The organism is Ensifer sp. EB106-05-01-XG146 (genome assembly GCF_058791875.1).
Genome location: NZ_JBYTDX010000002.1, coordinates 172,836 through 199,208, shown reverse-complemented (window position 1 = coordinate 199,208; position 26,373 = coordinate 172,836). Strand labels below are relative to the sequence as shown.

Annotated in this window: 22 protein-coding genes; 6 read left to right on the top strand and 16 right to left on the bottom strand. The window is 63.2% G+C overall.

Annotation, left to right across the window (positions count from 1 at the left end; genetic code table 11):
* The 12 genes from AC3WVQ_RS21135 to AC3WVQ_RS21080 all read right to left on the bottom strand — a co-directional run bounded on the left by AC3WVQ_RS21135 (position 1) and on the right by AC3WVQ_RS21080 (position 13,732).
* A complete protein-coding gene (locus tag AC3WVQ_RS21135; protein ID WP_210333180.1) occupies positions 1–1,278 on the bottom strand; it encodes an MFS transporter in 1,278 nt (425 codons plus the stop codon).
* 107 nt (positions 1,279–1,385) lie between these two features.
* Positions 1,386–2,810 carry an aldehyde dehydrogenase gene (gene aldA, locus AC3WVQ_RS21130; RefSeq protein ID WP_060528954.1) on the bottom strand — a complete coding sequence of 475 codons (1,425 nt, stop codon included), beginning with the start codon at positions 2,808–2,810 and terminating at the stop codon, positions 1,386–1,388.
* Between the two features lie 195 nt (positions 2,811–3,005).
* Positions 3,006–3,884, bottom strand: a complete 879-nt coding sequence (locus AC3WVQ_RS21125) for a LysR substrate-binding domain-containing protein (protein WP_192356904.1) — start codon at positions 3,882–3,884, stop codon at positions 3,006–3,008.
* Between the two features lie 256 nt (positions 3,885–4,140).
* Positions 4,141–6,165: a beta-N-acetylhexosaminidase gene (locus AC3WVQ_RS21120; protein WP_440657428.1), complete on the bottom strand. Its 2,025-nt coding sequence runs from the start codon at positions 6,163–6,165 to the stop codon at positions 4,141–4,143.
* Positions 6,166–6,251: 86 nt separating this feature from the next.
* Positions 6,252–7,193 (bottom strand): ABC transporter ATP-binding protein, encoded by a 942-nt coding sequence (locus AC3WVQ_RS21115; RefSeq protein WP_113188590.1) that lies wholly within the window; start codon positions 7,191–7,193, stop codon positions 6,252–6,254.
* Positions 7,190–8,005 carry an ABC transporter ATP-binding protein gene (locus tag AC3WVQ_RS21110; RefSeq protein ID WP_060519302.1) on the bottom strand — a complete coding sequence of 272 codons (816 nt, stop codon included), beginning with the start codon at positions 8,003–8,005 and terminating at the stop codon, positions 7,190–7,192. Before AC3WVQ_RS21110 ends, AC3WVQ_RS21115 begins: the two co-directional genes overlap by 4 nt.
* Positions 8,002–8,904: an ABC transporter permease gene (locus tag AC3WVQ_RS21105; protein ID WP_192356905.1), complete on the bottom strand. Its 903-nt coding sequence runs from the start codon at positions 8,902–8,904 to the stop codon at positions 8,002–8,004. The genes AC3WVQ_RS21110 and AC3WVQ_RS21105 overlap by 4 nt, the downstream gene beginning before the upstream one ends.
* Complete coding sequence (locus AC3WVQ_RS21100; protein ID WP_034789647.1) at positions 8,901–9,884, bottom strand: ABC transporter permease; 984 nt, start codon at positions 9,882–9,884, stop codon at positions 8,901–8,903. Before AC3WVQ_RS21100 ends, AC3WVQ_RS21105 begins: the two co-directional genes overlap by 4 nt.
* Positions 9,885–9,903: 19 nt before the next feature.
* Positions 9,904–11,523, bottom strand: a complete 1,620-nt coding sequence (locus AC3WVQ_RS21095) for an ABC transporter substrate-binding protein (protein ID WP_404524824.1) — start codon at positions 11,521–11,523, stop codon at positions 9,904–9,906.
* Between the two features lie 276 nt (positions 11,524–11,799).
* Positions 11,800–12,180 (bottom strand): EamA family transporter, encoded by a 381-nt coding sequence (locus AC3WVQ_RS21090; protein WP_404524482.1) that lies wholly within the window; start codon positions 12,178–12,180, stop codon positions 11,800–11,802.
* Between the two features lie 19 nt (positions 12,181–12,199).
* A complete protein-coding gene (locus AC3WVQ_RS21085) occupies positions 12,200–12,691 on the bottom strand; it encodes an EamA family transporter (protein WP_113188592.1) in 492 nt (163 codons plus the stop codon).
* A gap of 111 nt (positions 12,692–12,802) precedes the next feature.
* The gene (locus AC3WVQ_RS21080; RefSeq protein WP_404524485.1) at positions 12,803–13,732 is read right to left on the bottom strand and encodes a sugar ABC transporter substrate-binding protein; all 930 of its coding nucleotides are present in this window, start codon (positions 13,730–13,732) and stop codon (positions 12,803–12,805) included.
* A 340-nt stretch (positions 13,733–14,072) separates the two neighbouring features.
* Here AC3WVQ_RS21080 and AC3WVQ_RS21075 point away from each other — a divergent pair, with 340 nt between their 5' ends.
* The gene (locus AC3WVQ_RS21075; protein WP_440657431.1) at positions 14,073–14,870 is read left to right on the top strand and encodes a C1 family peptidase; all 798 of its coding nucleotides are present in this window, start codon (positions 14,073–14,075) and stop codon (positions 14,868–14,870) included.
* Between the two features lie 54 nt (positions 14,871–14,924).
* Here the strand turns inward: AC3WVQ_RS21075 and AC3WVQ_RS21070 are convergent, their stop codons facing one another.
* The 3 genes from AC3WVQ_RS21070 to AC3WVQ_RS21060 are packed head-to-tail and all read right to left on the bottom strand — an operon-like array spanning position 14,925 to position 19,923.
* The gene (locus AC3WVQ_RS21070; RefSeq protein ID WP_404524489.1) at positions 14,925–18,080 is read right to left on the bottom strand and encodes an efflux RND transporter permease subunit; all 3,156 of its coding nucleotides are present in this window, start codon (positions 18,078–18,080) and stop codon (positions 14,925–14,927) included.
* Positions 18,081–18,106: 26 nt separating this feature from the next.
* Positions 18,107–19,258, bottom strand: coding sequence for an efflux RND transporter periplasmic adaptor subunit (locus AC3WVQ_RS21065; RefSeq protein ID WP_192356912.1), 1,152 nt, complete (start codon positions 19,256–19,258; stop codon positions 18,107–18,109).
* A gap of 56 nt (positions 19,259–19,314) precedes the next feature.
* The gene (locus AC3WVQ_RS21060) at positions 19,315–19,923 is read right to left on the bottom strand and encodes a TetR/AcrR family transcriptional regulator (protein WP_034789660.1); all 609 of its coding nucleotides are present in this window, start codon (positions 19,921–19,923) and stop codon (positions 19,315–19,317) included.
* Between the two features lie 264 nt (positions 19,924–20,187).
* On the opposite strand from AC3WVQ_RS21060, the gene AC3WVQ_RS21055 reads away from it, so the two are divergent.
* Complete coding sequence (locus tag AC3WVQ_RS21055) at positions 20,188–21,156, top strand: DUF808 domain-containing protein (protein WP_192356914.1); 969 nt, start codon at positions 20,188–20,190, stop codon at positions 21,154–21,156.
* Positions 21,157–21,231: 75 nt separating this feature from the next.
* Here AC3WVQ_RS21055 and speB read toward each other — a convergent pair whose 3' ends face one another.
* Positions 21,232–22,185, bottom strand: coding sequence for an agmatinase (gene speB, locus AC3WVQ_RS21050; protein WP_089042994.1), 954 nt, complete (start codon positions 22,183–22,185; stop codon positions 21,232–21,234).
* A 239-nt stretch (positions 22,186–22,424) separates the two neighbouring features.
* Here speB and AC3WVQ_RS21045 point away from each other — a divergent pair, with 239 nt between their 5' ends.
* From AC3WVQ_RS21045 to AC3WVQ_RS21030, 4 genes are read left to right on the top strand one after another with little or no spacing between them, the layout of a single operon-like run.
* Entirely contained in the window at positions 22,425–23,531 is a 1,107-nt protein-coding gene (locus AC3WVQ_RS21045; RefSeq protein ID WP_060585636.1) for an extracellular solute-binding protein, read from the top strand.
* Between the two features lie 29 nt (positions 23,532–23,560).
* Positions 23,561–24,628, top strand: a complete 1,068-nt coding sequence (locus AC3WVQ_RS21040; RefSeq protein WP_348646561.1) for an ABC transporter ATP-binding protein — start codon at positions 23,561–23,563, stop codon at positions 24,626–24,628.
* Between the two features lie 11 nt (positions 24,629–24,639).
* Positions 24,640–25,557, top strand: coding sequence for an ABC transporter permease subunit (locus tag AC3WVQ_RS21035; RefSeq protein ID WP_404524493.1), 918 nt, complete (start codon positions 24,640–24,642; stop codon positions 25,555–25,557).
* Positions 25,558–25,567: 10 nt separating this feature from the next.
* The gene (locus AC3WVQ_RS21030; protein WP_192356916.1) at positions 25,568–26,362 is read left to right on the top strand and encodes an ABC transporter permease; all 795 of its coding nucleotides are present in this window, start codon (positions 25,568–25,570) and stop codon (positions 26,360–26,362) included.
* The last annotated feature ends 11 nt before the right edge of the window (positions 26,363–26,373 follow it).

Genomic DNA, 26,373 nt, shown 5'->3' with positions numbered 1-26,373 from the left:
TCATCCCTTTTTCTTGAGGCGGGCCATCAGCACCAGGGTGGCGATGGCGCCGAGGACGCAGATGGCGGCGATGTAGCCGAAATAGAACTGGTAGCCGGCGATGCCCGGATAACGGTCTGAGAGGTATCCGTTGACGAGCGGCAGGTAGGTGTCGGGCGCGTAGCCGACGAGCGAGATGATGCCGATCGCAAGGCCGGTGATGTTGGCCGGCACGTGGCAATCGTCGAGGATCGCCCAGTAGAGGCCACGGATCGTATAGGTGATGAGGCCGACGAGCAGCACCAGCCCGACGAAGAGGACCGTCGAGCCGATGCCCGGCAGGGCGATCATCGCCACGAGGCTGGCGGCTGCCACGATGAAACTCAGGAGCAGGATCGCGGTCTTGCCAAGGCGGTCGCCGAGCAGGCCGCCGCCGATACCGCCGACCGGGCGCAGCCACAGCTTGATCGTGACGATTACGCCGGCCATGGCAGCGGAAATGCCGAAGCCGCCTTCCTGCAGATAGGCCGAGAAGCTGTAGGTCGCGAGGAACACGTGATAGCCGCAGAAGATGATGGCGGCGACGAGCCAGACCTCGGGGATACGGAGCAGCGTCTTGATGTCGGCAAGCAGGTTGCCTTCGCGCTTGCGCGCGCCTTTCTCGACAGCGACGGGCTGCGACACGGCGAAATAGGCGATGCCGACGACGATGCAGAAAACGGCATAGAGCAGCACGACATCACGGAAACCCATGGCAAGCCCGGCACCGCGCGTTTCCGTCGTGAAGACGAAGAGCGCGATGGCGACGCTGGCAAGCAGCGCCTCGACCAGGCCACGGCCGCCGTCGAGAATGCCGAAGAAGCGTCCCTGCTCATTGGCGCCGGCGATCAGGTTCACCTGCTTCAGCGTCGCCGCCCAGAACGTCAGGCCCGTCGTGACGCCGAAGCCGCAATAGATGACGAGAAGCGATGAGTAGCCGGGCAGCGTCGCGTACCAGAGGCCGAGCAGTCCCGTGCCGACCATGGAAACGAGGATCAGGATGCGCGGCTGGACGCGGTCGGCGAGCCAGCCGCTCGGCAGGTAGCCGACCAGGAAGCTGGTGCCGAGAATGGAATAGAGAACGCCAAGCTCGGTGTTGGTGAGCTTAAGTACCTCCAGCATCGTCGTCTGGTAGGACTGGCGCAGGTAGAGGATCGGATAGATCGCGCCGGCGGCGATCACGATCAGCGCCAGTTGCAGGTAACGGCTGCGGGCCGACACGGACGGCGCAGCGATTTCTGTTTCGGAAATTGAGCTCAAGGGTAGTCTCCTCCCCGACCGATGGCGGGAGCATGCCATCGGCCCGGTCTTGATGTTGATGTCCGAACAATTCCGGTTCCCGTCCGGAATTGCGTCATTTCAAATGATCAGTGTTTCAGGACGACGAGGCGCGTCTGGGTGAATTCCAGCATGCCGTGCTTGCCGTCGTCGCCGCCGAGGCCCGAGCGTTTCCAACCGGCGTGGAAGCCCTGATAGGGGTCCGCCGGGAAACGGTTGACGTAGAGTTCGCCGGCCTCGATGGCGTCGCTGGCCCGCATGACGGTGCGATAGTTCTCGGTGAAGAGTACCGAGCTCAGGCCGAACTGATGGTCGCTCGCCAGCGCCAGCGCTTCCTCGAAGGTCGAGTAGCGGATCACCGCGAGAACAGGCCCGAAGACCTCCTCGCGCACGATCTCCATCTCTTGGCGGCAGCCGGAAATCAGCGTCGGCGGATAGAAGTAGCCCGGTCCTTCCGGCAGGTAACCGCCGGTCTCGACCGTTCCGCCTTCCGCCCGCGCCTGCTCGACCATTTCATGCACGCGTTTCTGCGCGGCGGCGTTGGCGAGCGGGCCCATGCGGGTCGCATCCTCGGCGCGGTCGCCGAAGGCGCGGGCAGCGAAACCTTCGCGCAGCTTGGCGAGCAGCGTGTCATGCACGCTTTCGTGTACATAGAGCCGCTCGGCACTGGTGCAGACCTGGCCGCAATGGGCGGTCTTGGCGGCGATGATCGCCTGTGCCACAGCATCGAGATCCGCATCCGGCTCGACGATGACGGGGGTCTTGCCGCCGAGTTCGAGAGAGGGCTTGGCGATGTTTTCCTTGCAGTAGTCGAGCACGATGCGGCCGGCCGAAACGCTGCCGGTCAGCGTGATCATGCCGACGCCGGGATGGGTGCAGAGCGTCTTCGCGACGTCATGCGACATCGTCAGGATGTTGACGAGACCTTCCGGCAGGCCGGCCTCGACGATCGCTTCGGCAAAAACGAAGGCGGATGTCGGCGTATTGTTGCTCGGCCGTACGACAACGGCGTTTCCTGCAATCAGCGCCGGGGCGATTTTGCGCACCAGTGTGTAGATCGGATAGTTGAACGGGATCAGCCCGGCAACGACGCCGATCGGAACGCGCTTCAAGAGCAGCGTTTCACCGGGATTGTCGCTCTCGATCACTTCGCCCTCGATGCGGCGCGCCCATTCGGCGTGGTAGCGCATCAGTTCGGCGCCGTAGATGACTTCCGCGGTCGCGTCGGCGAGGCTCTTGCCCGACTCTTTCGCCAGGGCAGCGCCGATGGTCTCAGCCCGGCTTTCCAGCACCGTCGCCAGTCGACGCAGCGCATCGCCACGCTGGATGGCCGGCAGTGCCGCCCAGGCGCGCTGCGCCTTCATGGCTGCCTCGACCGCTGCTGTTGCCTCCTCATCCGTTGCTGCCGGCACCGATGTGAAGACCTGGCCTGTCGCCGGATTACGGACGTCGATCGTCACCGCAGACGTGCTTTCGATGAAACGACCGCCGGAAAAATTGCGATAGGGGCTCATGGCATCTCGGATGTGTTGGCCGCAGCTCCCGGCGCCAAAGGCGCGCAGGACAAGCGGACTGCGCGGGAGAGAGCACAATGAGCGACGGCCCGTCTCTCTCCCCGACCGAGACCGTCACGAAACTGTTGCGACGATAGGGCCGGAGGCACAAGCGAGTAATTTTCAGCGAGAGCATTCCAAAATGGAATGCTTGGCTCAGGCAGCCCGGTCGGCCGAAACTTCCGTAAGCAGCCAGGCACGAAACGCGTCGACCTTGCGGTCGTTTCCGGCCTGGGGCCGCGTGACGAACCAGTAGGATTCATGCCCTTCGACTTCGACGTCGAAAAGCTGCACGAGCTGCCCAGTTTCCAACTGACCGCGCACCATCGAACGGTCGGCGACCGTGACGCCGAGGCCCGCACAGGCCGCTTCGATCGCAAGATCGAGCAGGTCGAACTCTAGCCCGCCGCGGGTATCGACATCCTGGAACCCCGCCGCGTCGAGCCAGTGCCGCCACGTCAGATAGCGCCGGTCGGGTGAAGCGAGCACGTGCAGGAAGGTAAAGCGCTGCAGGTCCGTCGGACCCTCGACTTTCACCCCTTCGAGCAGTGATGGCGCACAGACGACCACATGCCGCTCCGTCATCAGGATGCTGGCATCCAGCATCGGCCACTCGCCATCGCCGAAGCGGATGGCGCAGTCGAGAAGACCGCGCTCGGCAATCGTGTCCGTGGCTTCGGTGCTGAGGCTGATATCAACATCGGGCAGAGCCTCGCGCAGCCGCGGCAGACGCGGCAGCAGCCAGCGCTTGGCAAAGGTCGGCGGAACGTTGATCCGCAAGCGGTTCTGGTTGCTCTTCTCGGTGATGCTGCGCAGCGAAACCTCGATACTATGGAACGCTTCCTGGATCGTCGCCAGCAGTTCGGCACCGGCCGGCGTCAGCTCGAGATGGTGGTGGCGACGGATGAGCAGGTCTTCGCCAAGCTCATCCTCGAGGTTGCGAACCTGGCGGCTGACCGCACTTTGCGTGAGGTTGAGCCGCTCGGCCGCCCGCGTGAAGCTGCGGGTCTGCCCGACCACTTCGAAGACCTTCATCGCCGACAATCCAGGAAGTCTTCGCATCGATAACTTGGCCTCAGGAAACGCTGCATCCCGCGGGTCGTCGCGGGATCGATGCGCACCTTTGCGTGTCACGCTCCGGCGCACAAGCACGAAAATCCAAATCGTATCCAGCAAAGCGGAAGCGCACGCCTGGCTAGCTCCGAACGACGAACGGCGGCTCTCGCCGCCGTTTGCCTATCCAATCCATCGCCTGGCCAAGCCCAGACGAAAACTGGAAACTTAACCGCGCCTACTCCGCAGCATAAAAGCCGTAGAGCACGGGCATCAGCCCGACCAGCGCCTCGAAGCGCTTGAAGGACTTACGTTCGGGTCGCGTCCATCCGGTTTCGGCGAGCGCCGAAAGCCGCGGGAAGACGAGCCGGTCGAAGACGGCGCGGTCGGTCATCGGTTCGGACCAGATGCAGCACTGCACGCCGAGCAGGTGCTTTTTCTGTGCGTCGGTCCAGCCTTCGACCGGGTCAAAGGTGTAGAGCTTTTCCGGGTCTGACCAGCCGGCCCAGCTGCCGCCGGGCTCCGACCAGGCCGGGCTGTTGGCCATGTCGAGATAGTAGACTTGGCCCGGGCAGACGACGATGTCGTAACCTTCCTCGGCAAGCGCGGCCGACGCCTCGACCGTGCGCCAACCGAAGAGCAACGACTTCGCCTTGTCGATGACGTTGCCGTGGGCCGCCTCCTGCCAACCGCCGGTAACGCAATTTCGGCTCGCCAGGAACGCCTGGACGCGCGCCAGGAACTCGCCCTGCAGCACCGCCGCACCCGAACCGTCGATCTCGTCGGCGCCATGGGTGTTGGTGACGACGTTCAGGCGCTTGGCGTGGGTTTCGGCGACCTCGTCGCCGGCAAGTGCACGAAGCCGCGTGAGCGCTTCCGGCGAGCCGGACCAGGCACCAAGCGGCACCTCGTCGGCGCCGACATGAATCGCCCGCATCGGGAAGAGTTCGATCAACTCGTCGAAGATGACTTCCAGCACGCGATAGGTCTCTTCGCGCGCCGGGTTCAGGCAGTTGTCCGGGAAGCCCTGGACTGAATGATAGCTTCCCTTTTCCTCGGGATCGCGCAGTTCCGGGATTGCCTGCAGCATCGCATAGGAATGGCCGGGGATGTCGATTTCCGGCATCACCTCGATGCCGAGGCTGGCGGCAAGCGCTACGATCTGACGAACCGCCGCCTTGGTGTAGTAGCCGCCGGTCGGTTCAGGACCGGAGCCGAGCAGCGGCGGGATTTTGCGACCATGGCCGCGCCAGGCGCCGATTTCGGTGAGCGCCGGATAGGCGTCAATCTCCACGCGCCAGGCCTCGTCGTCGGTCAGGTGCCAGTGGAAACGGTTGAGTTTGTTCCAGGCCATCAGCTGCAGGAAACGCTCGACCTCGGCGGTGCTATAGAACTGCCGGGCGACGTCGAGATGGGTGCCGCGCCAGGCGAGCGCCGGCTCGTCCTTGATCTCCCCGCCCGTCGGAAACACGAAGGTGCCCGGATGCGACCGCGCCCCGCGCAGGACCTGGCCGAGCGTGATCAGGCCGTAGAGAATACCCGTCTGGCTACCGCCCGAAATGGCGACGCCGGCAGGCGAGAAACGGATCGTGTAGGCCTCCGGACCAAGGTGCGACGCCTTTGACAATTCGACCGGGAAACCGCCCTCCGCCGCCGGCCGGACAATGCCCTCGACCGGAAACAGGCTGGCCGTGAGATCGGCAAACGCCTTCGCCGCGGCGGACGCTTCACTGCCTTCGGCCTTCAGATCGAGGCCCGGAGGTGCCAATAGCTGACCGGAGACCGCAACCGCTTGCGGCCACGGCACGATCGAGACTGGCACCGGAGCCACCTTCGGCACCGGATAGACGGCGGCGCCACGCTTCAGCTCGGCATTGTCACCGTGCGCCCGCGAGGCAAGCACGGCAACCGGCGCATTCGTGCCATCGGACAGGACGAGGAAGGCGGCGTTTGCGCCATCGGTCCAGTGGCGCGGCTCGAAGCTCATGCCGTGAGCCTTGAGCGTCCAGGTCGCGCCGGGCTTCAGCTCAAAACCTTCCGGCGGCGCGAATTCCGCATAGTTGGAGAGCCGGACAAGAAGCTGCCCGCCCTCGACGTCAGCGGCAGGATCGATGCGCGCCGGGCCCGAGACGCCGAGGCGAAAGCCCTTGATCGGCCGGTCCGAATTGTTGGTGAGCGTCAGCGCATAGACCGACCTGTCGGCGGTGCCGACGGGCACCCAGAGCGTTTCCAGAAGATAGTCAGATTTGGCGGCAAACGTCATCAAATGGCTCCATGAGTGATTGGTCTCTGCGGCCGGCCGGGGGCCAGCGCGTTTCTTGGGGAATGCGGGTCCTCGGTTCACATAGCTCACGCCGGCGTTCGGCCAAGGGCACGGACGAAGTGATTCACGGTAACTTCTTCCACGTTGTCGGAGGCCGGACGGCTCTTTCGCCGCACGTCGTCGGCATGGGCAAGGAAGCGGGCGCTTTGCCCTGGCACAAAGGGGCGATCGGGGTCGGGGACCGCGGAAAGAAGCAGTTGCGTATAGGGATGGCGGGGATTGCCGATGACGGCGCTGGTCTCGCCCCACTCGACCATCTGCCCGGCAAACATCACCACGACCTCCTCGGCGATGTGGGCGGCCGTGGCTATATCGTGGGTGATGTAGAGCATGGCGAGGTTCCGCTCGCGCTTGATGCGCGCGAGCAGTTCCAGGATGTCGAGGCGGATCGAAACGTCGAGCATCGATGTCGGCTCGTCGGCAACGAGCACATCCGGCCCAACGGCAAGCGCCCGGGCAATGTTGACGCGCTGGCGCTGGCCACCGGACAGTTCGTGCGGAAACTTTCGTGCCGTCACATCGGCGTCCAGACCGACATCGGCGAGCAGACGCGCGACGGCAGCTTTCGCCTCGCCCCCGTTCTTGGCGTGACCATGCAAAAGCAGTGGCCGCGCGAGGTGATGGTAGACGGAGAACACCGGGTTGAGTGAGGCGAAGGGATCCTGAAACACCATCTGGATCGCCCGCCGACGCGTCTTTTCGTCGGCCCTTCCTCCGGCCTGGGTAACGTCGGCGCCGCGAAACGCCATCGTCCCCGATGTCGGCGCATCGAGCCGCGCGACGATGCGGGCGCAGGTGGTCTTGCCGCAACCGGATTCGCCGACGAGCGCCAGCGCCCGGCCGGGCTTTAAGGCAAGCGAAATGCCGCGCAAAGCCTCGACGGTACCGAAGCTGCGCCTGATGTCCTTGAGGCGCACGATCGCGTCGTCTTCATCAGCCATGGTCGTCGTTAGCGGCATCACGTTCATTCGACGACCCCCAGGCTGCGGACGGATGAGGGCAGTTGCGGGATCGCGCCCCAGAGTTTCCGCGTGTAGTCGTGTTCCGGCGCACGGCTGATCTGCTGCGTGTCGCCGACCTCAACCAGTTGCCCTTTGAGCATAACACCGATGCGATGGCAGAGCTGCGCCATCAGGTGCAGGTCGTGGGTGATGAACAGCACCGAAAAACCGAGGTTGCGCTGCAGGTCGACGAGTTGCTCCAGGATTTCCCGCTGCACGACGACGTCGAGCGCCGTCGTCGGCTCGTCCATGATGATCAGTTCCGGCTTCAGCGCCAGGCAGATTGCGATAACGATGCGCTGGCGCATGCCGCCGCTGAACTGGTGCGGATAGTCGTCGAGGCGGTTGATCGGGATTCCAACGAGCCGGAACATCTCCTCGGCCCGTGCACGGGCCTGCGGCCTGGTCGCGCCGGTGTGCTTGCGCAAGACGTCGAAAAACTGCGCCTCAACCCGCATCAGCGGGTTGAGCGAGTTCATTGCGCTCTGGAACACCATGCCGATCCGCCGCCAGCGGACGTTTTGAAGCGACGCTTCCGGCATCTTCAGGAGGTTTTGACCATCGAGCAGGATCTCGCCGCCGGCGACCCAGGCCGGCGGTTTTGACAGCCGCGTGATCGCATAGGCGATCGTGCTCTTGCCGCAGCCGGATTCGCCGGCAAGGCCGAAGAGTTCGCCGCGGCGCACCTCGAAGGAGACATCGTTAACCGCGCGGAAAGCGCCGTCGTCAAGCAGGTAATCGACGTTCAGGTTGCGGATTTCCAGGAGTGCATCGCTCATCGGGCCGCCTCCAGTTCGCGACGGCGCAGCCGCGTGAGACGCAGCCAGCGGCTGAGCGCCGGACCGGAGCGAAGCTGCGGATTGGCGATCTCGTCGAAGGTGAAGTTGATGAGCGCGAGACCAAGACCGACGAGCGCGATGCCCGCGGCCGGAACGGCGATGTCCCACCACGCGCCGACGATGATCGCCGAGGAGTTTTGCGCATTGTAGAGCATGGTGCCCCAGGTCACCCGGAGCGGATCGCCGAAGCCGAGATATTCGAGCGTCGTCTGCGCGACGATCGCATAGATGATGCTGCCGACCACGTTGATGCCGATCAGCGGCACCAGATTGGGCAGGATCTCGACGAAGATCACCCGCCAATGCGGCTCGCCGACCATGCGCGCCGCCACCACGAATTCACGCTGCCGGAGCGCCATGGTCTGCGACCGCGTCATGCGCGCGCCCCAGGGCCACGAGGTGAGCGCGATGATCGCCATGATCGCCATCGGCCCGACCGTGCCGGCAAAAGACGCAAGCAGGATCAGCAGCGGAATATTCGGTATGACAAGGACGGCATTGGTGGCGAGATCAAGCGTCGCATCCGTGCGGCCGCCGAAGTAACCGGCGACGAGGCCGACGATGGTGCCGAGCGCGGTAATCGCAAGGCCGGTGGCAAAGCCGACGGCAAGCGACGGCCTGGCACCCCAGACGAATTGCGAGAAGACGTCGCGGCCCATCTTCGTGGTGCCGAAGACATGCTCGACGGTTGGTGGCTGATGCGAACGACCGACACGCTCGCTCGGATCACCCGGTGCGAGAACCGGCGCGAGCAGCGCCATCAGGCAGAGCGTGAGAATGATGACAAGGCCGGCGACGGCTTTCTTCTGCCGCCAGAACAAGGAGACGGCCGCATTCATGCCCTGCCCTCCCTTATGCGCGGATCGACCACGCCATAGATGATGTCGACCAGAAGATTGGCGCCGAGCGTGGCGATCGTCATCAGCAGCAACTGCCCCTGGATCACGGGATAGTCGCGGGCAACGCTTGCCGTATAGAGCGTCAGTCCGAGACCCGGATAGTTGAAGACGATCTCGGTCACGATCGAGCCGCCAAAGACCGCCCCCAGCATCAGCGCCAGGTTGGTGAGCACCGGCAGCATGGCGTTGCGCGCCGCGTAGCCGAACATGACGGCTGCTTCCGAGAGGCCCTTGGCTCGCCCCATGGTGACGTAGTCCTCACCGAGCACCGAGATCATGCTGGAGCGCATCGTCGTCTGAAACTCGCCAATCAGATAGGGCGAGAGCGTCAGCACCGGCATGATTGCATGCAGGAAGACGCTGCCGAAGAAGGTGAAGTTGAGCCCCGGGTCGAGGCTCGGATCATAGGCGTAGCCGACCGGCAGCAGCCGGAGCGTCACGCCGAAAGTGAAAAGCGTCGCAAGCGCGATGATGACGGGCGGAACGGCAATCAGCACCACCGAGAACGGCGAGACGAAACTGTCGAAACGCCCGCCACGGCGCCAGGCGGCGACGGCGCCGAGCAGCACACCGATGCAAAGAGAGAAGGTTATGGCGGTGACCACGAGAAACGCCGTCCACCCGGCCGAGCGGCCGAGAACTTCAAGCACCGTCTGCGGATAATACTTGACCGAGACGCCGAGATCGAAATGGGCGAGCCCGACGACATAGTCGACGAACTGCTGCCAGATCGGTTGCTCGATCGCACCGAAACGCGCCTTGATCGCCTCGATGGCCGCGGGCGTTGCCCGCGGTCCGAGTTGGGCGATCATGCTGTCGACGGGGGACCCCGGCATCAGCCGGGGAACCGCGAAGTTCATGACGATCGCGAAGAGGAACGCCACGCAGTAGACGGTAAGCCGTCGACGGGAAAGTCGCATCGCTGGAACCCGCTGCCACTTATTGTACGGGCTTCAGGCGGAGCAGATGCACCAGCCGCATCCGGTTGTTGTCGTGATCCTCGGGGTTCATGACAGGCTCGTCCTTCGTCACCCAGCCGGTAAAGCGCTTGGTCGAGAACTGATACCAGGTCGGACCGTTGAAGACGGGAACGACGGGCAGGTTGTCGGCGACGATCACCTGCACCTGATCGAACAGCTTCTTGCGGTCGTCGTCCGTCGCCGCCCGGCGGTAATCATCGAAGACCTTGTCGAGTTCGGGGTTGGAATAGCGTGACGGCGCGCTGGTGATACGCCCACCGAAGCCGGTCGACAGCGACTGGAAGTAGCCGCGGAAAGGCGTCGGGCCGTCGGCACGCGAATTCATCACCGCCTCGAAGCTGCCGTCGAGGATCTGTTTCTGCCACTGCTCGTATTCGGGCGTTGCGACAGAGGCGTTGATGCCAATCTTGCGCAAGCCTTCGGCCGCGATCTGCACCGCGTCGATCCAGTCGGTCCAGCCGTTCGGCACGATGATCGGAAAGGCGATCGGTTTGCCGCTCGGCGTGGTGCGGAAGCCCTCGCCGTCCTTCTTGTAGCCGGCATCGTCAAGCAGCTTGTTGGCCTTGTCGATGTCATAGGCGAGCCACTCGTCCTGAGCACCCTCGGCGGCCTTGTTGCGCCAGCTGTCGAAGCGCGGCGGCAGACCGCTCGCATGGGTGTTGACGACGGGATAGCCGAAACCGGCGATATCGACCATCGCGGTGCGATCCATGGAAAGGCTGAAGGCGCGCCGGAACGTCATATCGTTGAAGGCCTCGGCGTTGCCCGGATTCGACGACTTGAAGTTCATCTGGAACGAAACGGTTTCGGCCGGAGGCTGCCAGTAGCCATTATGGTCAGGGTCGAGGCCGACATAGGTCTTGTCGATCTGCGGCAGGAACGAGCCGAACCAGTCGATCGAGCCCTCCGGCAGGAGCGCCAGCATCTGGTCGTTGCCGGAAATCTGCGGCAGCTTCAGGCAATCGACCTTCAGCGTCGCCGCGTCCCAATAGTTGGGGTTGCGGCACTGCTCGTAGACCTGGGGCGTGAAGCGGCGGATCTCGGTCATCGGGCCGGAGCCGACGGGCGTCTCGTTCTTGAAGGCCAGCGGATCCTTCACGTCCTTCCAGATGTGCTCGGGCACCACCGGGAAATCGGCAAGCGACTCCGGAAAATGCGTGTCGACATCCTTGAGGTTGATCTTCACCTCGGTCGGCGACGGTGCCTCCACCGAAGCGACGGTTTCGCCAACGCCGACGGTATCGACCGCCGGGTTCTTCAGCATCAGCTCGAGCGTGAATTTCATATCTGCCGAGGTCAGCGGCTTGCCGTCCGACCATTTCACGCCGTCGCGCAATGTATAGGTGATCGACTTCAGGTCGTCGGCAAATTTGTAGGCGGTCGCAAGCCGAAAGACCGGCTTGCCGCCGTCGTAATCATTGAAGATCACCAGCGGCTCGTAGACGAAATCCATGGTGCTCTGCCGCCGACCGCCGAGGTCGAACGGGTTGAAATTCTGCACCCAGCTCGTCTGCTCCTCGATGTGCATGGTGAGCACGGATTCGGCGCGGGCCTCAGCGGCGCCGATCATCATCAGCATGGTCGCGACGCCAACAAAACGCCGTGTCGTACCGCTCCTCCCGACCCCCGGCGCATTGCGCAAAGGCCGCATTTCCTCGACTGCCGTCATGACGAATTCCCCCTCAGGTTTCGTTGATCGAACTATTAAGTCAAGTAATTTGACTTAACGATAAGTCCGTCAAAGTCGCGCTGTCAATCGGGGTATTTTCGCCGAGACTAAAGTTATGGTCCGAACCGCCAAGTGGTATTTCGAACGAGAATACCACTTCCGAAATCTTGCGATTTGGCGGCTCTTTCAGGCGGCGGAATTTGGTCGGAAAACGACTTGGCCAAGCATCGCGAGCAGAATCACCGCGCAGCCCAGGATCTGGGAAAGGCTCAAGGGTGACCCCAGAAACGCCAGCGCGAAGACGAGAACCCATACCGGTTCGCAGCACATGATTACCGATGCCCGCGCCGCAGAGATCATCTGCTGGCCGCGAAACTGCAGGACGAAGCGCAGGCAGGTCGAGATCAGGATGCTTGCCAGAAACCAGCCCCAGATCGCGATCGAAGGGACTGCCGCAGGCATCTGTTCGACAGGCAGCGAGACCGCGAGGATGACCACTCCTGCGACCACCAGCTGGATCGCGGCTGTGGCCACCGCGCCTATTTCGGTGGAATTGCGTTTGACCAACGCAAGCTCGCCGCCCAAATCAGGGCCGAGACCACAAAAAGAGGTGAGCCACCTCGACCCGAGCGCCGGGGCCAAGAAACAGCAAGCCCATCCCGGCAAGCGCGACGGCGATCGAGATCCAGAGCGCTCGCCCGACCGGCCAGCCGAAGAACAGCAGACCGAAAACCGGCACCAGCAGGTTGCCGGTCGAGGTGATGAAGGCCGCAACGCCCGGGTTCGTCGTCTGTTTCAGGCCGAAAATCCAGGCCATCATGGCGACCGCAAGGGCGAGCGCGGCGGGAAGCAGCAGGCGCACCGCCCTGCCGAGTTCGGCAAAGGATGCGAACCTCGCCAAGAGACCGATCAGCAGACCGGCGATGACAAAACGGCTGCCGAGGAAGAGCAGTGGCGGAAACTCGGCAAGAGCGTGGATCGAAAACAGCCATCCGGCGCCCGCCACAAAGGCCGCGATCGCGATCTGCAGATCGGCAATCGGCTGGGAAGGGGGCTGGGCGGAACGATCAGGGGTCATCTGTTGGACACCAGAGAAGCCGAAAGGCCGTAGCGAGCGGTCTGCCGGCTTCTCTGTCGGTTAAAACCGAGATCTACCAGTGATTGTTCGGATTGTGACAAGAACGGCCGTCTACTGGTTCGCCTTGGCGTAGTCCTTCATGTTCTCAGGTGTCACCAGTTCGAACGGAACCCAGATATGCCGTTCGGTCTTTTCCTCCCGCGCCAGGGCGACGGCGGCATCCATCGCGGTCGCGCCCTGCGCGATTGCGTTCTGGAAGACGGTGACGTCGAGATCGCCTGCGGCCATGGCGGCAAGCCCGTCCGGCGTCGCATCGATGCCACCGACCACCACCTTCGACATGTCGGTGCCCGCCGCTTTCATCGCCTGGATCGCGCCGATCGCCATCTCGTCGTTGTTGGCGATGACGGCATCGAATTCCCGTCCTGTCGAGAGCCAGTTGGTCATGATGTTGCTCGCCTCGAGGCGATCCCAGTTGGCGCTCTGTTCCTCGATCACGCTCATGCCCTTGCAGTCATCGGTGGCGATGACGTCGTGAATATCCTTCGTCCGGGTCAGCGACGAATGATTGTTGAGCGGCCCCATCAGCACATAAACGGAACCCTTGCCGCCAAGCAGCCGGCACACTTCCTTCGTTTCCAGCGTGCCGGAATCGACCTCGTTCGAACCGACGAAGGCGGCAGTCGCCGGGAGCGCATCGGCATCGGCCGGCGGGTGGTTGGCGTAGACGATCGGAATACCGGCGGCACTCGCCATTTTCGTCAGCGCCGGCGTGCCGTCGCCATCGACGGCAACCACGACGATCGCGTCGACGCCGGAGGATATGAAGTTCTGTACCTGGTCCAGCTGCTTGCTCGGATCGTTCTGGGCGTCCTCGACCTGAACCGAAACGCCATCGAGCTTGGCGGCGCGGTCTTCCATGCCCTGACGCAGGATCGTCAGGAACGCGCTGTCGGAACGGGCGATGGTGATGCCGATGTTTTCGGCGTGAGCGGTACCAGCCAGCAGAACCGACGTGGCGGCAAACAGCAACTTCCTCATTCGAAACCTCCCAAAGGAACAGATGACCTGTGAGTCATAAACGGAATACATGGTCCATTGAAAGTCAATAATGAAACATGCGTTTCATTATTGACTTTCAATGGAATGATCGAAACCCCGCGAAACTCGGGATTTTCGGCATGCAAAATCCTGATAAGATCTACCTATGAGTGCATCATCTTGATACGAGCGCCGCGTTTCCCGGGGAGATTTCGACTGCGCCTTCGGGAAACGAGGGAGCCGCTTTCGGCTGTGTCTCACCGGAAACGCCGGCGGCGCGCGACGCCTGTGACATCACGCCTTTAACCCACGCAACCCTCGCTGTCGGCAGGAGATCCCGATGACCGTACAGGAAGCAATCCTCAACTTCGGCTATGATCCCACGATCAAGGAAGATGGCCCGACGCTCCGGCCGCCGATACCCGCATCACTGCCGAGCGCGGCAACCGTGAACGCGCTCTACCTGCCGCCGCCCAAGGCGCAGGGCACACCGAGCCATGTCGGCAGCCCCGGCAGTTGCGCCGCATGGGCCACGACCTACGGGCTTGCCACCTATTGGGCGGCCGTTTCGACCGCCGAGGCGCCGTTGCAACCCGTGCGGCAGGCAAGTCCGGCCCATATCTACATCGAAGTGATGAAGAGCTACGGGAAAACGGGTTGCGCGGGATCACAGCTGGCCTCCTATCTCAATCTGCTCAAGCAGGGCGGCACCCCGAACTGGGAGACGGCTCCCTATTTTCCGAATTGTCCCGAGCTGTGGTCGCACTACGATCCCGGCGCCCTTCCCGACGCCAGCTTCCAGATACCCGGCTGGGCGACGGTCGAGACCAGCGATCTCGACGCGATCAAGGCCGTCATCGTCGCGGGCGGAGCGCTCTGCTACGGCACGTCACTGAACAAGGGCTTCATGCAATATGAAGGGCCGGGCGCATTGAGAGGGCCTCTGGAAAAGTTGCCGAACACCGGCCATTGCATGTTGATCATCGGCTATGACGACGAGCAGCAGGCCATTCTCATCCAGAACAGCTTCGGTGAGAATTGGGGCTGCGAATGGAACGGGCGTCGCGGCTACATCTGGATGGGTTACGAGCTGTTCCAATGCCTCGCCCAGGGCCAGGCGATGTACATCACCGGCTGACGTCGGGCGGCTTGCCCGCCGCCCGATCTACCATCCCTGAACGGAGCCGTGGCCCTACTCCGCCGCCACGGCAGCGGGATAGGCTACGGTCTTCGTGTCCTCGGCCTCAAGGCTTGCCGGCGTCTCAGGCTCGACGGAGCTCTTCTTCGGTTCGCGACCGAAGAAGAGCGCATAGCCCGCCGGCAGAACCAGGATGGTCAGCACGGTCGCGACCAGGATGCCACCCATCATGGCGTAGGCGAGCGGCCCCCAGAAGACACCGCGCGAGATCGGGATCAGCGCCAGCACGGCCGTCAAGGCGGTAAGCGTGATCGGCCGGAAACGCCTGACGGCGGAGCCGATGATTGCCTCGGCGCGGTCCATGCCCGCGGCGATATCCTGGTCGATCTGGTCGACGAGGATGATCGAGTTGCGCATGATGATGCCGAGCAGCGCAATGACGCCCAGGATCGCAACGAAGCCGAAAGGCGCACCGCTGATCAAAAGGGCAGCAGCCGCACCAATGATGCCGAGCGGACCGGTCGCGAGAACCAGCATCGCCTTGCCGAAATGCTGCAGCTGGATCATCAGCAGGATGACGATGACGCCGAGCATGATCGGCGCCTTGGCGGCGATCGAGGCCTGGCTTTCGGCAGAGTCCTCCGCGCCCCCTTGGATGGCGATCGAGTAGCCGGCGGGCAGGCTGTCGCGCAGCGGCTGCATTTCGCCAAACATCTTCATCGCCACGTCGTTCGGCTGCACACCATCCGGCAGGGTGCCGCGCACGGTGATCGTCGGCAGGCGGTCGCGGCGCCATTCGATGCCCTGCTCGAGCACCGGCACGACCTTGGCAACCTGCGAAAGCGGTACGAAGCCACCGAAGTCGGTCGGGATGTATATGGAGTCGACCGAACTCAACAGCTTGCGGCTTTCAGCGGGCTCGCGGGCAACGATCGCCACCGTCTCCTCGCCATCGCGGAAATTGTCGAGCGGCGCACCCGTGACGCTTGCCTGCAGTATCTGGCGAATGCGCTGCGAGGTGACCCCGAGCGCGCGGGCGCGGTCCTGGTCGATCACCAGCTTCATGCCCGGCACCGGCTCCAGCCAGTCGTCGTGCACGGCGCCGAGCAGCGGGTTCTCGTGGAACTTCGCCTTGACGCGATCGGCAATACGCCTGACTTCGTCGCGATCCGGCCCCATGATGCGCATCTGCACCGGCCAGCCGGTTGGCGGGCCCAGGAACAGGCGATCGACCTTGGCGCGGATCGAGGGGAAGTCGGCAGCTAGAATTCCGCGCATCTTGGCGATCAACCGTTCGCGCGCCGGCTCGTCCTTGGCCATCACGAGAAGCTGGGCAAAGTTCGGATTGCGAAGCTGCTGGTCGAGCGGCAGGAAGAAGCGCGGCGCGCCCTCGCCGATATAGGTGGCGATGAAGCGCTTGTCCTCGTCGTCCATCATGCGGGCTTCGAGTGCCTTGGCCTGCTTCTCGACTTCCTTGATGCTGGTGCCCTCGGGCAGCCAGAGATCGACGAGGATCTCCGGCCGCGACGACTGCGGGAAGAAGTTCTTCGGAATGAACTGGAAGGCCCAGAGGCTGACGAAGAAGAGGGCGAGCGTCGTCGACAGCACGATGATGCGATGGCGTACGGCCCAGGTGACCGTCGTGCGCAGGCGACGATAGAAACGCGTGTCGAAGACGTCGTGATGATTGCCGGCGTGGCTGCGCTGCTTCAGGAGCATATTGCCGAGCCAGGGGGTGAAATAGACGGCAACGAACCACGAGACGACGAGCGCGATGCCGACCACGTAGAACAGCGAGCGCACATACTCCCCGGCGGTCGAAGCGGCAAAACCGACGGGAATGAAGCCGGCCGTGGTGATCAGCGTTCCGGTCAGCATCGGGAAGGCAGTGGAGGTATAGGCGAAGCTCGCAGCCTCGACCTTCACCAAGCCCTCTTCCAGCTTTCGTTCCATCATCTCGACCACGATCATGGCGTCGTCGACCAGAAGGCCGAGCGCAATGATCAGTGCGCCGAGCGAGATGCGCTGCAGGTCGATGCCGAGCTCGTACATGATGGCGAAGGTTGCAGCCAGCACCAGCGGAATGGTGATCGCGATCACCAGGCCCGAGCGCCAGCCGATCGACAGGAACGACACGACGAGCACGATCGCCAGCGCCTCGCCGAGCGCCTTCATGAATTCGCCGACGGCTTCCTTGACCACTTCAGGCTGGTTGGAGACCTGGTCGACCTTGACGCCATAGGGCAGCGACGCTTCGAAGTGCTGATAGGTCGCCTCCACCGCGTTGCCGACATCGGTCACCTTGAAGCCCTTGGCCATGACGACGCCGATCTGGACGCTGTCTTCACCGTTGAAACGGAATTTGCGCGAATAGGGATCTTCGAGACCGGAGCTGACCGTGGCGATATCGCCAAGTCGGGTGATCTGGCCGCCGGCGCGAAGCCTCAGGTTCTTCAGGTCCTCCACCTTGTCAAGACTGCCTTCGACCGAGATGCGCACCGAGCGCGTGCCGGTATCGACCGCGCCGGCCGGGTCGATGTTGTTCTGGCCGGCAATCGTGCTGCGCAGGTCGTTGAGCGTCAGCCCGCGCTCGGCCAGCGCATTGGATGAGACGTCGATATAGATCTTCTCCGGCTGGTCGCCGATGATGACGGCCTTCTCGACGCCGGGCGTCGTCAAAAGCATGTCACGCGCCTGGATCGCGAACTTCTTCAGCTCCGGATAGCTGTAGCCTTCGCCGCTCAGCGAATGCAGCGTGATGAAGGTGTCGCCGAACTCGTCGTTGAAATAGGGACCGAGCAAACCTTCGGGCAGTTCGTTGGAGATGTCACCGACCTTCTTGCGGACCTGGTAGAAGGCATCCGCCACCTGTTCGGCATTGGTGTCGCCTTCGACCTGCAACGTGATGATCGCGCTGCCGGCACGCGTATAGGAGCGCACGAAATCGAGATGCGGCGTTTCCTGCAGCTTGCGTTCGATCTTGTTGACGACCTGGTCCTGCATCTCCTCGATCGAGGCCCCCGGCCAGAAGGCCTGCACGACCATCACGCGGAAGGTGAAGTCCGGGTCTTCCTTCTGCCCCATGCGCATCAGGCCGAAGACGCCGGCAAGGATGATGAGGCCGAACAGGAAGCGCGCCATGCTCGGGTGCGCGATCGCCCAGCGCGAAAGGTTGAAGGGCCGCTTTTCGTCGGAAGTGGAGGTGGTCATCGGCTCGGTTCCGCGGTTTTCGAGTGTCAGCGCAGGAGCGGGACTTCGGCCTGGGCCGAAGCGGAGTGCTGCGTCGTCGCGTTCGAGATCGTCACCTTGAGATCGTCGGCCATGAACTGCGTCCCGGCAGCAACGACAAGGTCGCCGACCTCAAGCCCATCGGTGACGCGCACGCCGTCAGCGGTGAAGTCGGAAAGCGTGACGGGACGGCTGCTGACGGTCTCGGTGCCGCGATCGACAACCCAGACGATGGTGTAGCCGTCCTTCTGTGCAAGCGCGCTCAAAGGGACCGAGACGTAAGGCTTGCCGTTGCCGGCCGACGCCTCGACGGTCGCGGTCATGCCGAGCAGAACCCGCGGATCGTTCGGCAGGCTTACCCGCACGGAAAAGGTCCGCGACTGCGGGTCGGCGCTGCCCGCCACCTCGCGTACCGTGCCGTCAAGCGACAACCCGGTGTCGGACCAGAGCCCGACCTTGACCGGCAAGCCGGTCTTGAAATTGGCGATCTCCGTCTCGGGCACGGCGACCTGCACTTCCTTTTCGCCTTCGACGGCGACAGTCGCGACAGGCGTGCCCGAACCGACGACCTGGCCGACATCGGCATTGATCGTGGTGACGATGCCCGGCCGGTCGGAGACGAGGTTCGTATAGGTCACCTGGTTCTCCGCCTGCGACAGCGCCGACTTCGCAGCGTCGCGCGTCGCCACGGCCTGATTGTAGCTCAGCACCGACTGATCGAACTGGGCCTGCGAGGCAAATTTTCGGGCGAGCAGTTGTTCGGCGCGATCGCGCACCAGCTTGACTGTCTCGACCTGACGCTCGGCCGCTTCCAGATTGGCCGAAGCGCTGCGCACGGCGAGCTCATAATCGGTGGCGTCGACGCGGGCGAGCAGATCGCCGACCTTTACGCGGTCGCCGACATTGACGACCCGCTCGACGATCTTGCCGCTGACGCGGAAGCCGAGGTTCATTTCGGTCCGCGCCCGCACGGAGCCGGAATAGCTGAGCTGGCGGGCCGTGTCGGCCTCAGCAATCTCGACGACCTTGACCGGGCGCACCACCGCAGTGGCTTCGGTCTTTTCCTGCGAGCAGCCGGCCAGTGTCGCCGCGAGCATCGAGAGGAGTGCAGCAGTGGCAAAAAATGAAATACGGCGGCGAAATTCTATGAGCTTAAACATGTTCGCACTCCCAAAACAGGCTGGCGCAGGCCGAAGCCGCGCCGGAAATATTTCTGCTAAATTTTCAATGCGTTGATCGCGAACTCGACCAGCTCTTCCGGGCTTGCGCGGTTCGTCTTGCTCAGACACTGGGCGACCATTTGCGGGTGGCAAAGCGTGACGGTCGCCGCCCCAAAGCAACGGGACGCGGCATCGGCGTCCTGGTCGCGAAACTCGCCCGCGGCAATCCCCTCGCGGATGACGTCGGCGAGGAGCGCGTCGATCCTGTCGATGTGCTTGTCGATGACGTGCCACTCGCGTTCGATGGCAACGATCACCATCTCGTGCACCTTCGTGTCGTCGAGCATCAGTTCGACCGTCATTTTGTGCTGTGCGTGGACGTAGCGGTGCAGGCGCTCGCTCGCGCTCAGCGGCAACTGGCAGATCTCCTGCGCCATCTGGTAGCTGGCCGCGAGCATGCGCGCGCAAAGCGCCTGGTGGATCTCGGTCTTCGAGGCAAAGAAACGATAGATGTTTGCCGGCGACATGCCGAGCTCGCGGGCGATGTCGGCAACATTGGTCTTGCTGTAGCCGAAGTGCCGGAACAGCCCCTCCGCTGCATCGAGGATGCGCGTGATGTTGTCCTGCCGTGTCTGGTCGACGACGATATCGTTGCTCACCGGCATCGCTGGCCTTTCGATTTACGACTGACGAATTTCGTATTTCGTCAGTCGTAAATCGAAACGAGGTGTGCGTCAATGGCACAGTCGGGCGTGGTTGATCACGTTTTGAAGAACGAGCGAGACGCCCTCCTCTGACACACGAGGGCCTCCGCGACGCAGACTGGGTGACGGGGTGCAACCGCGGCGCCGTTGACTCGACACGCTATGGTGGTTACTGGCGACTTAACTGCCGTGTTTTCGGATTTCTCTCAAAGGGTTCAGCCATCGATGGCCACAGGTCTCATCGCCCTCCTCGACGACATCACTGCGATCGCCAAGATGGCTGCGGCCTCGCTTGACGACGTTGCCGCCCAGACGGTGAAGGCCAGCACCAAGGCCGCTGGCGTCGTGATCGACGATGCGGCCGTGACGCCACGCTACGTCGTTGGCCTGACGCCGGAACGGGAACTGCCGATCATCGCGCGGATCGCCTTCGGCTCGCTCAAGAACAAGCTGCTCTTCCTTCTGCCGGGAGCCCTTCTGCTCGGCTACTTCGCACCCTGGGCGATAACGCCGCTGCTCATGCTCGGCGGCATCTATCTCTGCTACGAGGGCGCCGAGAAGCTCTATGGTGCCCTCTTCCCCCATGCCGCCCACGCACATGAGGAAGCCGTGCTCGGCGCAACGAGCGATCCGGCAGCGCTCGAAAACGAGAAGGTTGCGGGCGCCATCCGAACCGACTTCATTCTTTCCGCCGAGATCATGGCGCTGACGCTCTCGACCGTTGCCGACGCCAGCATCTACACACAGGCAGCAGTTCTGGCCGGGGTCGGCATCCTCATCACGCTTGCCGTCTACGGAGCGGTCGGCTTGATCGTGAAGGCCGACGACGCCGGCGTCGCGCTTGCCAAAAACCCCGTCGCGCTCCTGCGGCCGCTCGGCCGCGGACTGGTGCTCGGCATGCCCGTGTTCCTCAAGGCTCTCGCCGCCATCGGCACCGCCGCCATGCTGTGGGTCGGGGGCAGCATTCTCGTGCACGGCATGGCGCAACTTGGCGAGGCCAGGCCGGAACATTTCATCCACGACATCTCCGAGCATGTCGCGCAGGCGCTGCAGTTCGCCCCCGGGTTCGTCGGCTGGTTTGCGACCTCGGCACAGCAGGCCCTGCTTGCCATCGTCGTCGGCGCTGCGACGATCGTCGTCATGGGCAATGTCGTCGCGCCGATCTGGGGGCGTCTGCGCCCGGCAAAGCGCTAAAGGCGTTCGAAAGGTTTTCGGAAAGGAGGCCGCCTCCGGCCTCCTGCCAATCCGCAATCAAGCTTGCCGGAGCCGTTACCGCTTGTACTTCACCCCCGGCAGCACGCAGAGCATTTCATAAAGCAAGTTCGCCGCGGTGATCGCGGTCGTTCCAGTCGTGTCGAAGGGCGGGCTCACCTCGACGAGATCGGCGCCGACCAGGTTGAGACCGCGGCAGCCGCGGATGATCTCGAGTGCCTGGATGACGGTAAGGCCCCCGATCTCGGGCGTGCCGGTGCCCGGCGCATAGGCCGGATCAAGGCTATCGATGTCGAAGGTCAGGTAGGCCTTGTGGTTGCCGATCTTCGCGCGGATGCCTTCGATCAGCGGCACCAGCGACTTGTGCCAGCATTCCTCGGCCGGGACGACGGTGAAGCCCCTGTCGCGCGACCAGTCGAAATCGTCGGAAGCATAGCCGGTGCCGCGCAGGCCGATCTGGAAGACGAGATTGGGATTGAGGCAGCCGTCCTCATAGGCGCGACGGAACGGCGTGCCGTGCGCGATCTTCTCGCCGAACATCGTGTCGTTGATATCCGCATGCGCATCGACATGGATGAGGGCGACCGGCCCGTGTTTTTCGGCAATCGCCTTCAGGATCGGGTAGCTGATCGTGTGATCGCCGCCGAGGGTCAGCGGGATACAGTCATGCTTAAGGATCTCGCGGATGCCGCGGGTGATGATCTCCATATTGGCCGGCAGGTTGAAGGTGTTGATGGCGATGTCGCCGATATCGGCGACCTGCAGGCTTTCGAACGGGGCGGCGCCGGTCGCCATGTTGTAGGGACGGATCATCACGGATTCCGCGCGGATCTGGCGCGGTCCGTAGCGCGTACCAGACCGGTTGGACGCGCCGATATCCATGGGGATGCCAACGAAGCAGGCGTCGAGGCCTTCAGCCGAGGTCGCGGTGGGAAGACGCATCATCGTGCCGGGGCCGCCGAAGCGGGGCATATCGTTGCCGCCCAGCGGCTGGTTGAATTTTTCGTCCATGGAAGTTCTCCCTTTCTGTCGCCGGAACCCTAGCAGCCATTGCCATCCGAGAAATGCCCTTCGATCGAACGTTACTTCGATCGCGGTCAAACAAACATGCCCGATGCGGCAAAGGCCAGCGTCGATTGCCGTTTACGACGCCGCCGCGTCTCCCACACCTAGCCAAAGGGAGTGTTGCCCTCCAAGGACCGGCCAATCACTTTGGCGAAAACAAAAATACGCTGTTCTTGGGAGGAACCATGCAAAACCTAACCCGCACCGCCCTGCGCTCCATGTTCGCCGCGTCGCTCGCCGCCATCGCGGCCTCAACGACCGCCCAGGCGCAGGACAAGCTGTTCATCTACAATTTCTCCGACTACTTCGCCGAAGACACCGTTTCGAACTTCCAGGCGAAGACCGGCGTTGAAACTCGGGTGGACTTCTACGATTCCCTTGAAGTGCTTGAAACCCGGCTGCTTGCCGGCGGCAGCGGTTTCGACGTCGCCTTCCCGAGCGCCACGGTCGGCGAGCGCCTGATCCAGTCCGGCGCACTGAAGCCGATCGATGTCACAGCGCTCAAGAACTACGGCAATCTCGACAAGGACCTGTTGAAGCTTGTCGCCGAGCACGACCCGGAGAACAAGTATCTCGTTCCCTACATGTGGCTGACGACGGGCGTTGCCTACAACGCCAAGCTGGTCAACGAGCGCCTGCCCGAGGCACCGGTCAATAGCCTCGACATGTTCTTCAAGCCCGAGATCGCCCAGAAATTCCAGGACTGCGGCATCGGCATCGTCGATGCGCCGAACGAGGTGATCCCGATCGCGCTCAACTATCTCGGCCTCGATCCCTATTCCACACAGGCGGAGGATCTCGACAAAGCCAAGGAACTGCTGCTGAAGCTGCGCCCCTTTATCCGGCACATGCAAAGCGGCCAGCTCGTGGCCGACATGGCCTCCGGCCAGCTCTGCCTGGCGCTGATGTGGAGCGGCGACGCCGGCATTGCAGCGGCCCGCGCCGAAGAGGCGGAGACCGGTGTTGCGGTCGCCTACTCGATCCCGAAGGAAGGCACGATCATTTCCTTCGACACGATGGCGATCCCGGCCGACGCACCGGATCCGGAACAGGCGCTGGCTTTCATCGACTATATCCTCGAGCCGAAGACAGTCGCCGCGATCAGCAATCACGTCTTTTACGCCAACGCCAATGCCGCGGCGACGGCAGAGGTCGACGCCGGCATCCGAGACAACCCGAACATCTATCCGCCTGCCGAGGTCCGTTCCAAGCTCTTCGTCGACAAGTCGCTGCCACCGCGCCAGACGCGCGAGCGCACCCGCGTCTGGTCAGCATTCCGGGCCGGCCAATAGGCCAACCGTCAACAGCAGGACCAGATCCCGTGCCATCCTATATTTCGATCGAGAACCTGGCGAAGTCCTATGGCGTCGTCACGGCCGTCAACAACATCAACCTCGGCATCGAGAGGGGCGAATTCTTCTCGCTCCTTGGGCCCTCCGGCTGCGGAAAGTCGACGCTGCTGCGGATGATCGCCGGCTTCGAGACGCCGACCTCGGGCGCGATCAGGCTGGAAGGCGCCGACGTCACCGACGTTCCGGCGCATCGGCGTCCGACCAACATGATGTTTCAGTCCTATGCGCTCTTTCCGCATCTGACCGTCGGCAAGAACATCGCCTTCGGATTGCAGCAGGACGGTCTCGACAAGAGCGAGATCAGGAAGCGGATCGATGAGGTCTCGGAAAAGCTGCAGCTGACCGCACTGCTCGACCGCAAGCCGGCGCAGCTTTCCGGCGGCCAGCGCCAGCGCGTGGCGCTCGCCCGCGCGCTGGTCAAGCGGCCGAAGGTACTGCTGCTTGACGAGCCCTTGGGCGCGCTCGACAAGAACCTGCGCACCGAAACCCAACTCGAACTCGTCCGCCTGCAACGCGAACTCGGCCTCACCTTCATCATCGTCACCCATGATCAGCACGAGGCGATGACCGTTTCCACCCGCATCGCCATAATGAAACAGGGACAGGTGCTGCAGGTCGGCTCACCGTCAGATGTCTACGAGGCGCCGCGGTCCCGCTACGTCGCGAAATTCCTTGGCGAAACCAATGTCTTTGCCGGCGGACGATCGGAACGCGATGGCGAAGAACTGCGGATCGAAAGCGATGAGGCCGGCGGCGGTGTCCGCGCCGCCTTCACCGACCGGGTGGCGCTCGACCGGCCGTTCTGGGTTTCGGTCCGTCCTGAACGGGTAGAGCTTGCAGCTTCGGGCAGCGGCCTCGAAGGCAACGTGGAACAGCTCACCTATACCGGTGTCGAGAGACACTACCGCGTGCGGCTGAAGTCGGGCGCGACGCTCGACGCGCGCCGGGTCAATCTCGGCGCCGAGAGCGATCTTCGCGTCGGCGACCGCGTGTTCGCAAGCTGGCCGCCGCAGGCAAGCCGGCTGCTGGCCGAATAGGAGGGCGACCCTTGTCTTCCATCGCCCATTCTTCCGCAGCCGCCCCCTCCGCAAAGGCGAACTGGGGCAAGCGCCTGCTGATCGCCATCCCCTATGCCTGGCTGCTGGTGTTGTTCCTCGCGCCCTTCGCGCTGGTTGCCGGTATCAGCCTTTCGACCGTCCGCCTCGGCATGCCGCCATTCGAGCCGCTGACCGCCTGGGACGGCTTGATGCTGAACCTCAGGCTGAATTTCGAGAATTTCCTCTATGTGCTGACCGACGACACCTATCTTCTGGCGTATCTGACGAGCCTCAAGATCGCGGCGATCTCCACGGCTGCCATGCTCTTCATCGCCTATCCCCTCGCCTATGGCATCGCGTCCTGCTCGCCCTCCTCCAGGTCCCTGCTGGTCTTTCTGGTGATCGTGCCGTTCTGGAGCTCGATGCTGATCCGCGTCTATTCCTGGATGAGCATTCTCAGGAACGACGGTCTTTTGAACGCGCTGCTTTTAAAGATCGGGCTGATCAGCGAGCCGCTGCGAATCCTCAACACCGAGACGGCGATCTATATCGGCATCGTCTACACCTACCTGCCCTTCATGGTGCTGCCGATCTATTCGACCTTGAGCAGCGCCGATCGGACTTTGATCGAGGCGGCGCGCGATCTCGGCTGCTCGCGCATCTCCGCCTTCTGGCGGATCACCTTCCCGTTGAGCCTGCCCGGCGTGCTCGCGGGCGGCGCGCTGGTCTTCATCCCGGTCGTCGGTGAATTCGTGATCCCGGATCTCTTGGGTGGCGCCGACACGCAGATGATCGGCCGCGCCATCTGGCTCGAATTCTTCAACAACCGCGACTGGCCGATGGCCGCTGCCGTAACGATCGTCTTGCTCGCTCTGCTGGTCGTACCGATCGTCTATTTCCAGTCGCGCCAATCGCGTGAACAAGGCTGAGGAGCAAGCCATGACAAAACCAAGCTGGTTCAATCGGCTGTCGATCCTGTTCGGTCTTGCCTTCCTCTATCTGCCGATCGTCGTGCTCGTCGTCTACAGCTTCAACGGCTCGAAGCTCGTGACGGTCTGGGGCGGCTTCTCCACCCAATGGTATGCGACTGTTCTCAACAATCCCTCGATCATCGAGGGCGCGAAAGTCAGCTTCCTGGTCGCGGCGGTCTCGGCCACCGCCGCCACCCTTCTCGGCACGCTTGCCGCCGTCGTCATGGTGCGGCTGCGTCGCTTCCGTGGCCGGGCACTGCTGAACGGTATGCTGCTCGCCCCGATGGTGATGCCCGAGGTGGTGATGGCCGTGTCGATGCTTCTGATGTTCGTGACGCTCGGGATCGACCGCGGGCCGCTCACCATCACGCTGGCGCACACCACCTTCACGCTCTGTTTTGCGACTGTCGTGCTGCAATCGCGGCTGGTCGAACTCGACCCCTCATTGGAGGAGGCGGCGCGCGATCTCGGCTGCCCTCCGGCAACGGCGTTCGTCAGCGTCGCCTTACCGAACATGATCCCGGCGCTCGTCTCCGCCTGGCTGCTGTCCTTCACCCTGTCGCTGGACGACCTGGTCATCTCGAGCTTCACGACCGGGCCGGGTGCATCGACCCTGCCGATGAAGATCTATTCACAGATCAAGTTCGGCGTGACGCCGGAGATCAACGCGATCTCGACGATTATCCTCGGCATCGTCGTGTTTGGATTGGTGGCCGCTCAACTGGTCTCGCGGCGCTCCGAACAACGGGTGAGCGCCGCTTAACACAAGTCCCA

Bases quoted from the DNA above. Each gene is read 5' to 3' on its own strand.
- aldA (WP_060528954.1), bottom strand. From the start codon at position 2,810: ATGAGCCCCTATCGCAATTTTTCCGGCGGTCGTTTCATCGAAAGCACG.
- AC3WVQ_RS21125 (WP_192356904.1), bottom strand. From the start codon at position 3,884: ATGAAGGTCTTCGAAGTGGTCGGGCAGACCCGCAGCTTCACGCGGGCG.
- AC3WVQ_RS21120 (WP_440657428.1), bottom strand. From the start codon at position 6,165: ATGACGTTTGCCGCCAAATCTGACTATCTTCTGGAAACGCTCTGGGTG.
- AC3WVQ_RS21115 (WP_113188590.1), bottom strand. From the start codon at position 7,193: ATGAACGTGATGCCGCTAACGACGACCATGGCTGATGAAGACGACGCG.
- AC3WVQ_RS21110 (WP_060519302.1), bottom strand. From the start codon at position 8,005: ATGAGCGATGCACTCCTGGAAATCCGCAACCTGAACGTCGATTACCTG.
- AC3WVQ_RS21105 (WP_192356905.1), bottom strand. From the start codon at position 8,904: ATGAATGCGGCCGTCTCCTTGTTCTGGCGGCAGAAGAAAGCCGTCGCC.
- AC3WVQ_RS21100 (WP_034789647.1), bottom strand. From the start codon at position 9,884: ATGCGACTTTCCCGTCGACGGCTTACCGTCTACTGCGTGGCGTTCCTC.
- AC3WVQ_RS21095 (WP_404524824.1), bottom strand. From the start codon at position 11,523: ATGCTGATGATGATCGGCGCCGCTGAGGCCCGCGCCGAATCCGTGCTC.
- AC3WVQ_RS21085 (WP_113188592.1), bottom strand. From the start codon at position 12,691: ATGACCCCTGATCGTTCCGCCCAGCCCCCTTCCCAGCCGATTGCCGAT.
- AC3WVQ_RS21080 (WP_404524485.1), bottom strand. From the start codon at position 13,732: ATGAGGAAGTTGCTGTTTGCCGCCACGTCGGTTCTGCTGGCTGGTACC.
- AC3WVQ_RS21075 (WP_440657431.1), top strand. From the start codon at position 14,073: ATGACCGTACAGGAAGCAATCCTCAACTTCGGCTATGATCCCACGATC.
- AC3WVQ_RS21070 (WP_404524489.1), bottom strand. From the start codon at position 18,080: ATGACCACCTCCACTTCCGACGAAAAGCGGCCCTTCAACCTTTCGCGC.
- AC3WVQ_RS21065 (WP_192356912.1), bottom strand. From the start codon at position 19,258: ATGTTTAAGCTCATAGAATTTCGCCGCCGTATTTCATTTTTTGCCACT.
- AC3WVQ_RS21060 (WP_034789660.1), bottom strand. From the start codon at position 19,923: ATGCCGGTGAGCAACGATATCGTCGTCGACCAGACACGGCAGGACAAC.
- AC3WVQ_RS21055 (WP_192356914.1), top strand. From the start codon at position 20,188: ATGGCCACAGGTCTCATCGCCCTCCTCGACGACATCACTGCGATCGCC.
- speB (WP_089042994.1), bottom strand. From the start codon at position 22,185: ATGGACGAAAAATTCAACCAGCCGCTGGGCGGCAACGATATGCCCCGC.
- AC3WVQ_RS21045 (WP_060585636.1), top strand. From the start codon at position 22,425: ATGCAAAACCTAACCCGCACCGCCCTGCGCTCCATGTTCGCCGCGTCG.
- AC3WVQ_RS21030 (WP_192356916.1), top strand. From the start codon at position 25,568: ATGACAAAACCAAGCTGGTTCAATCGGCTGTCGATCCTGTTCGGTCTT.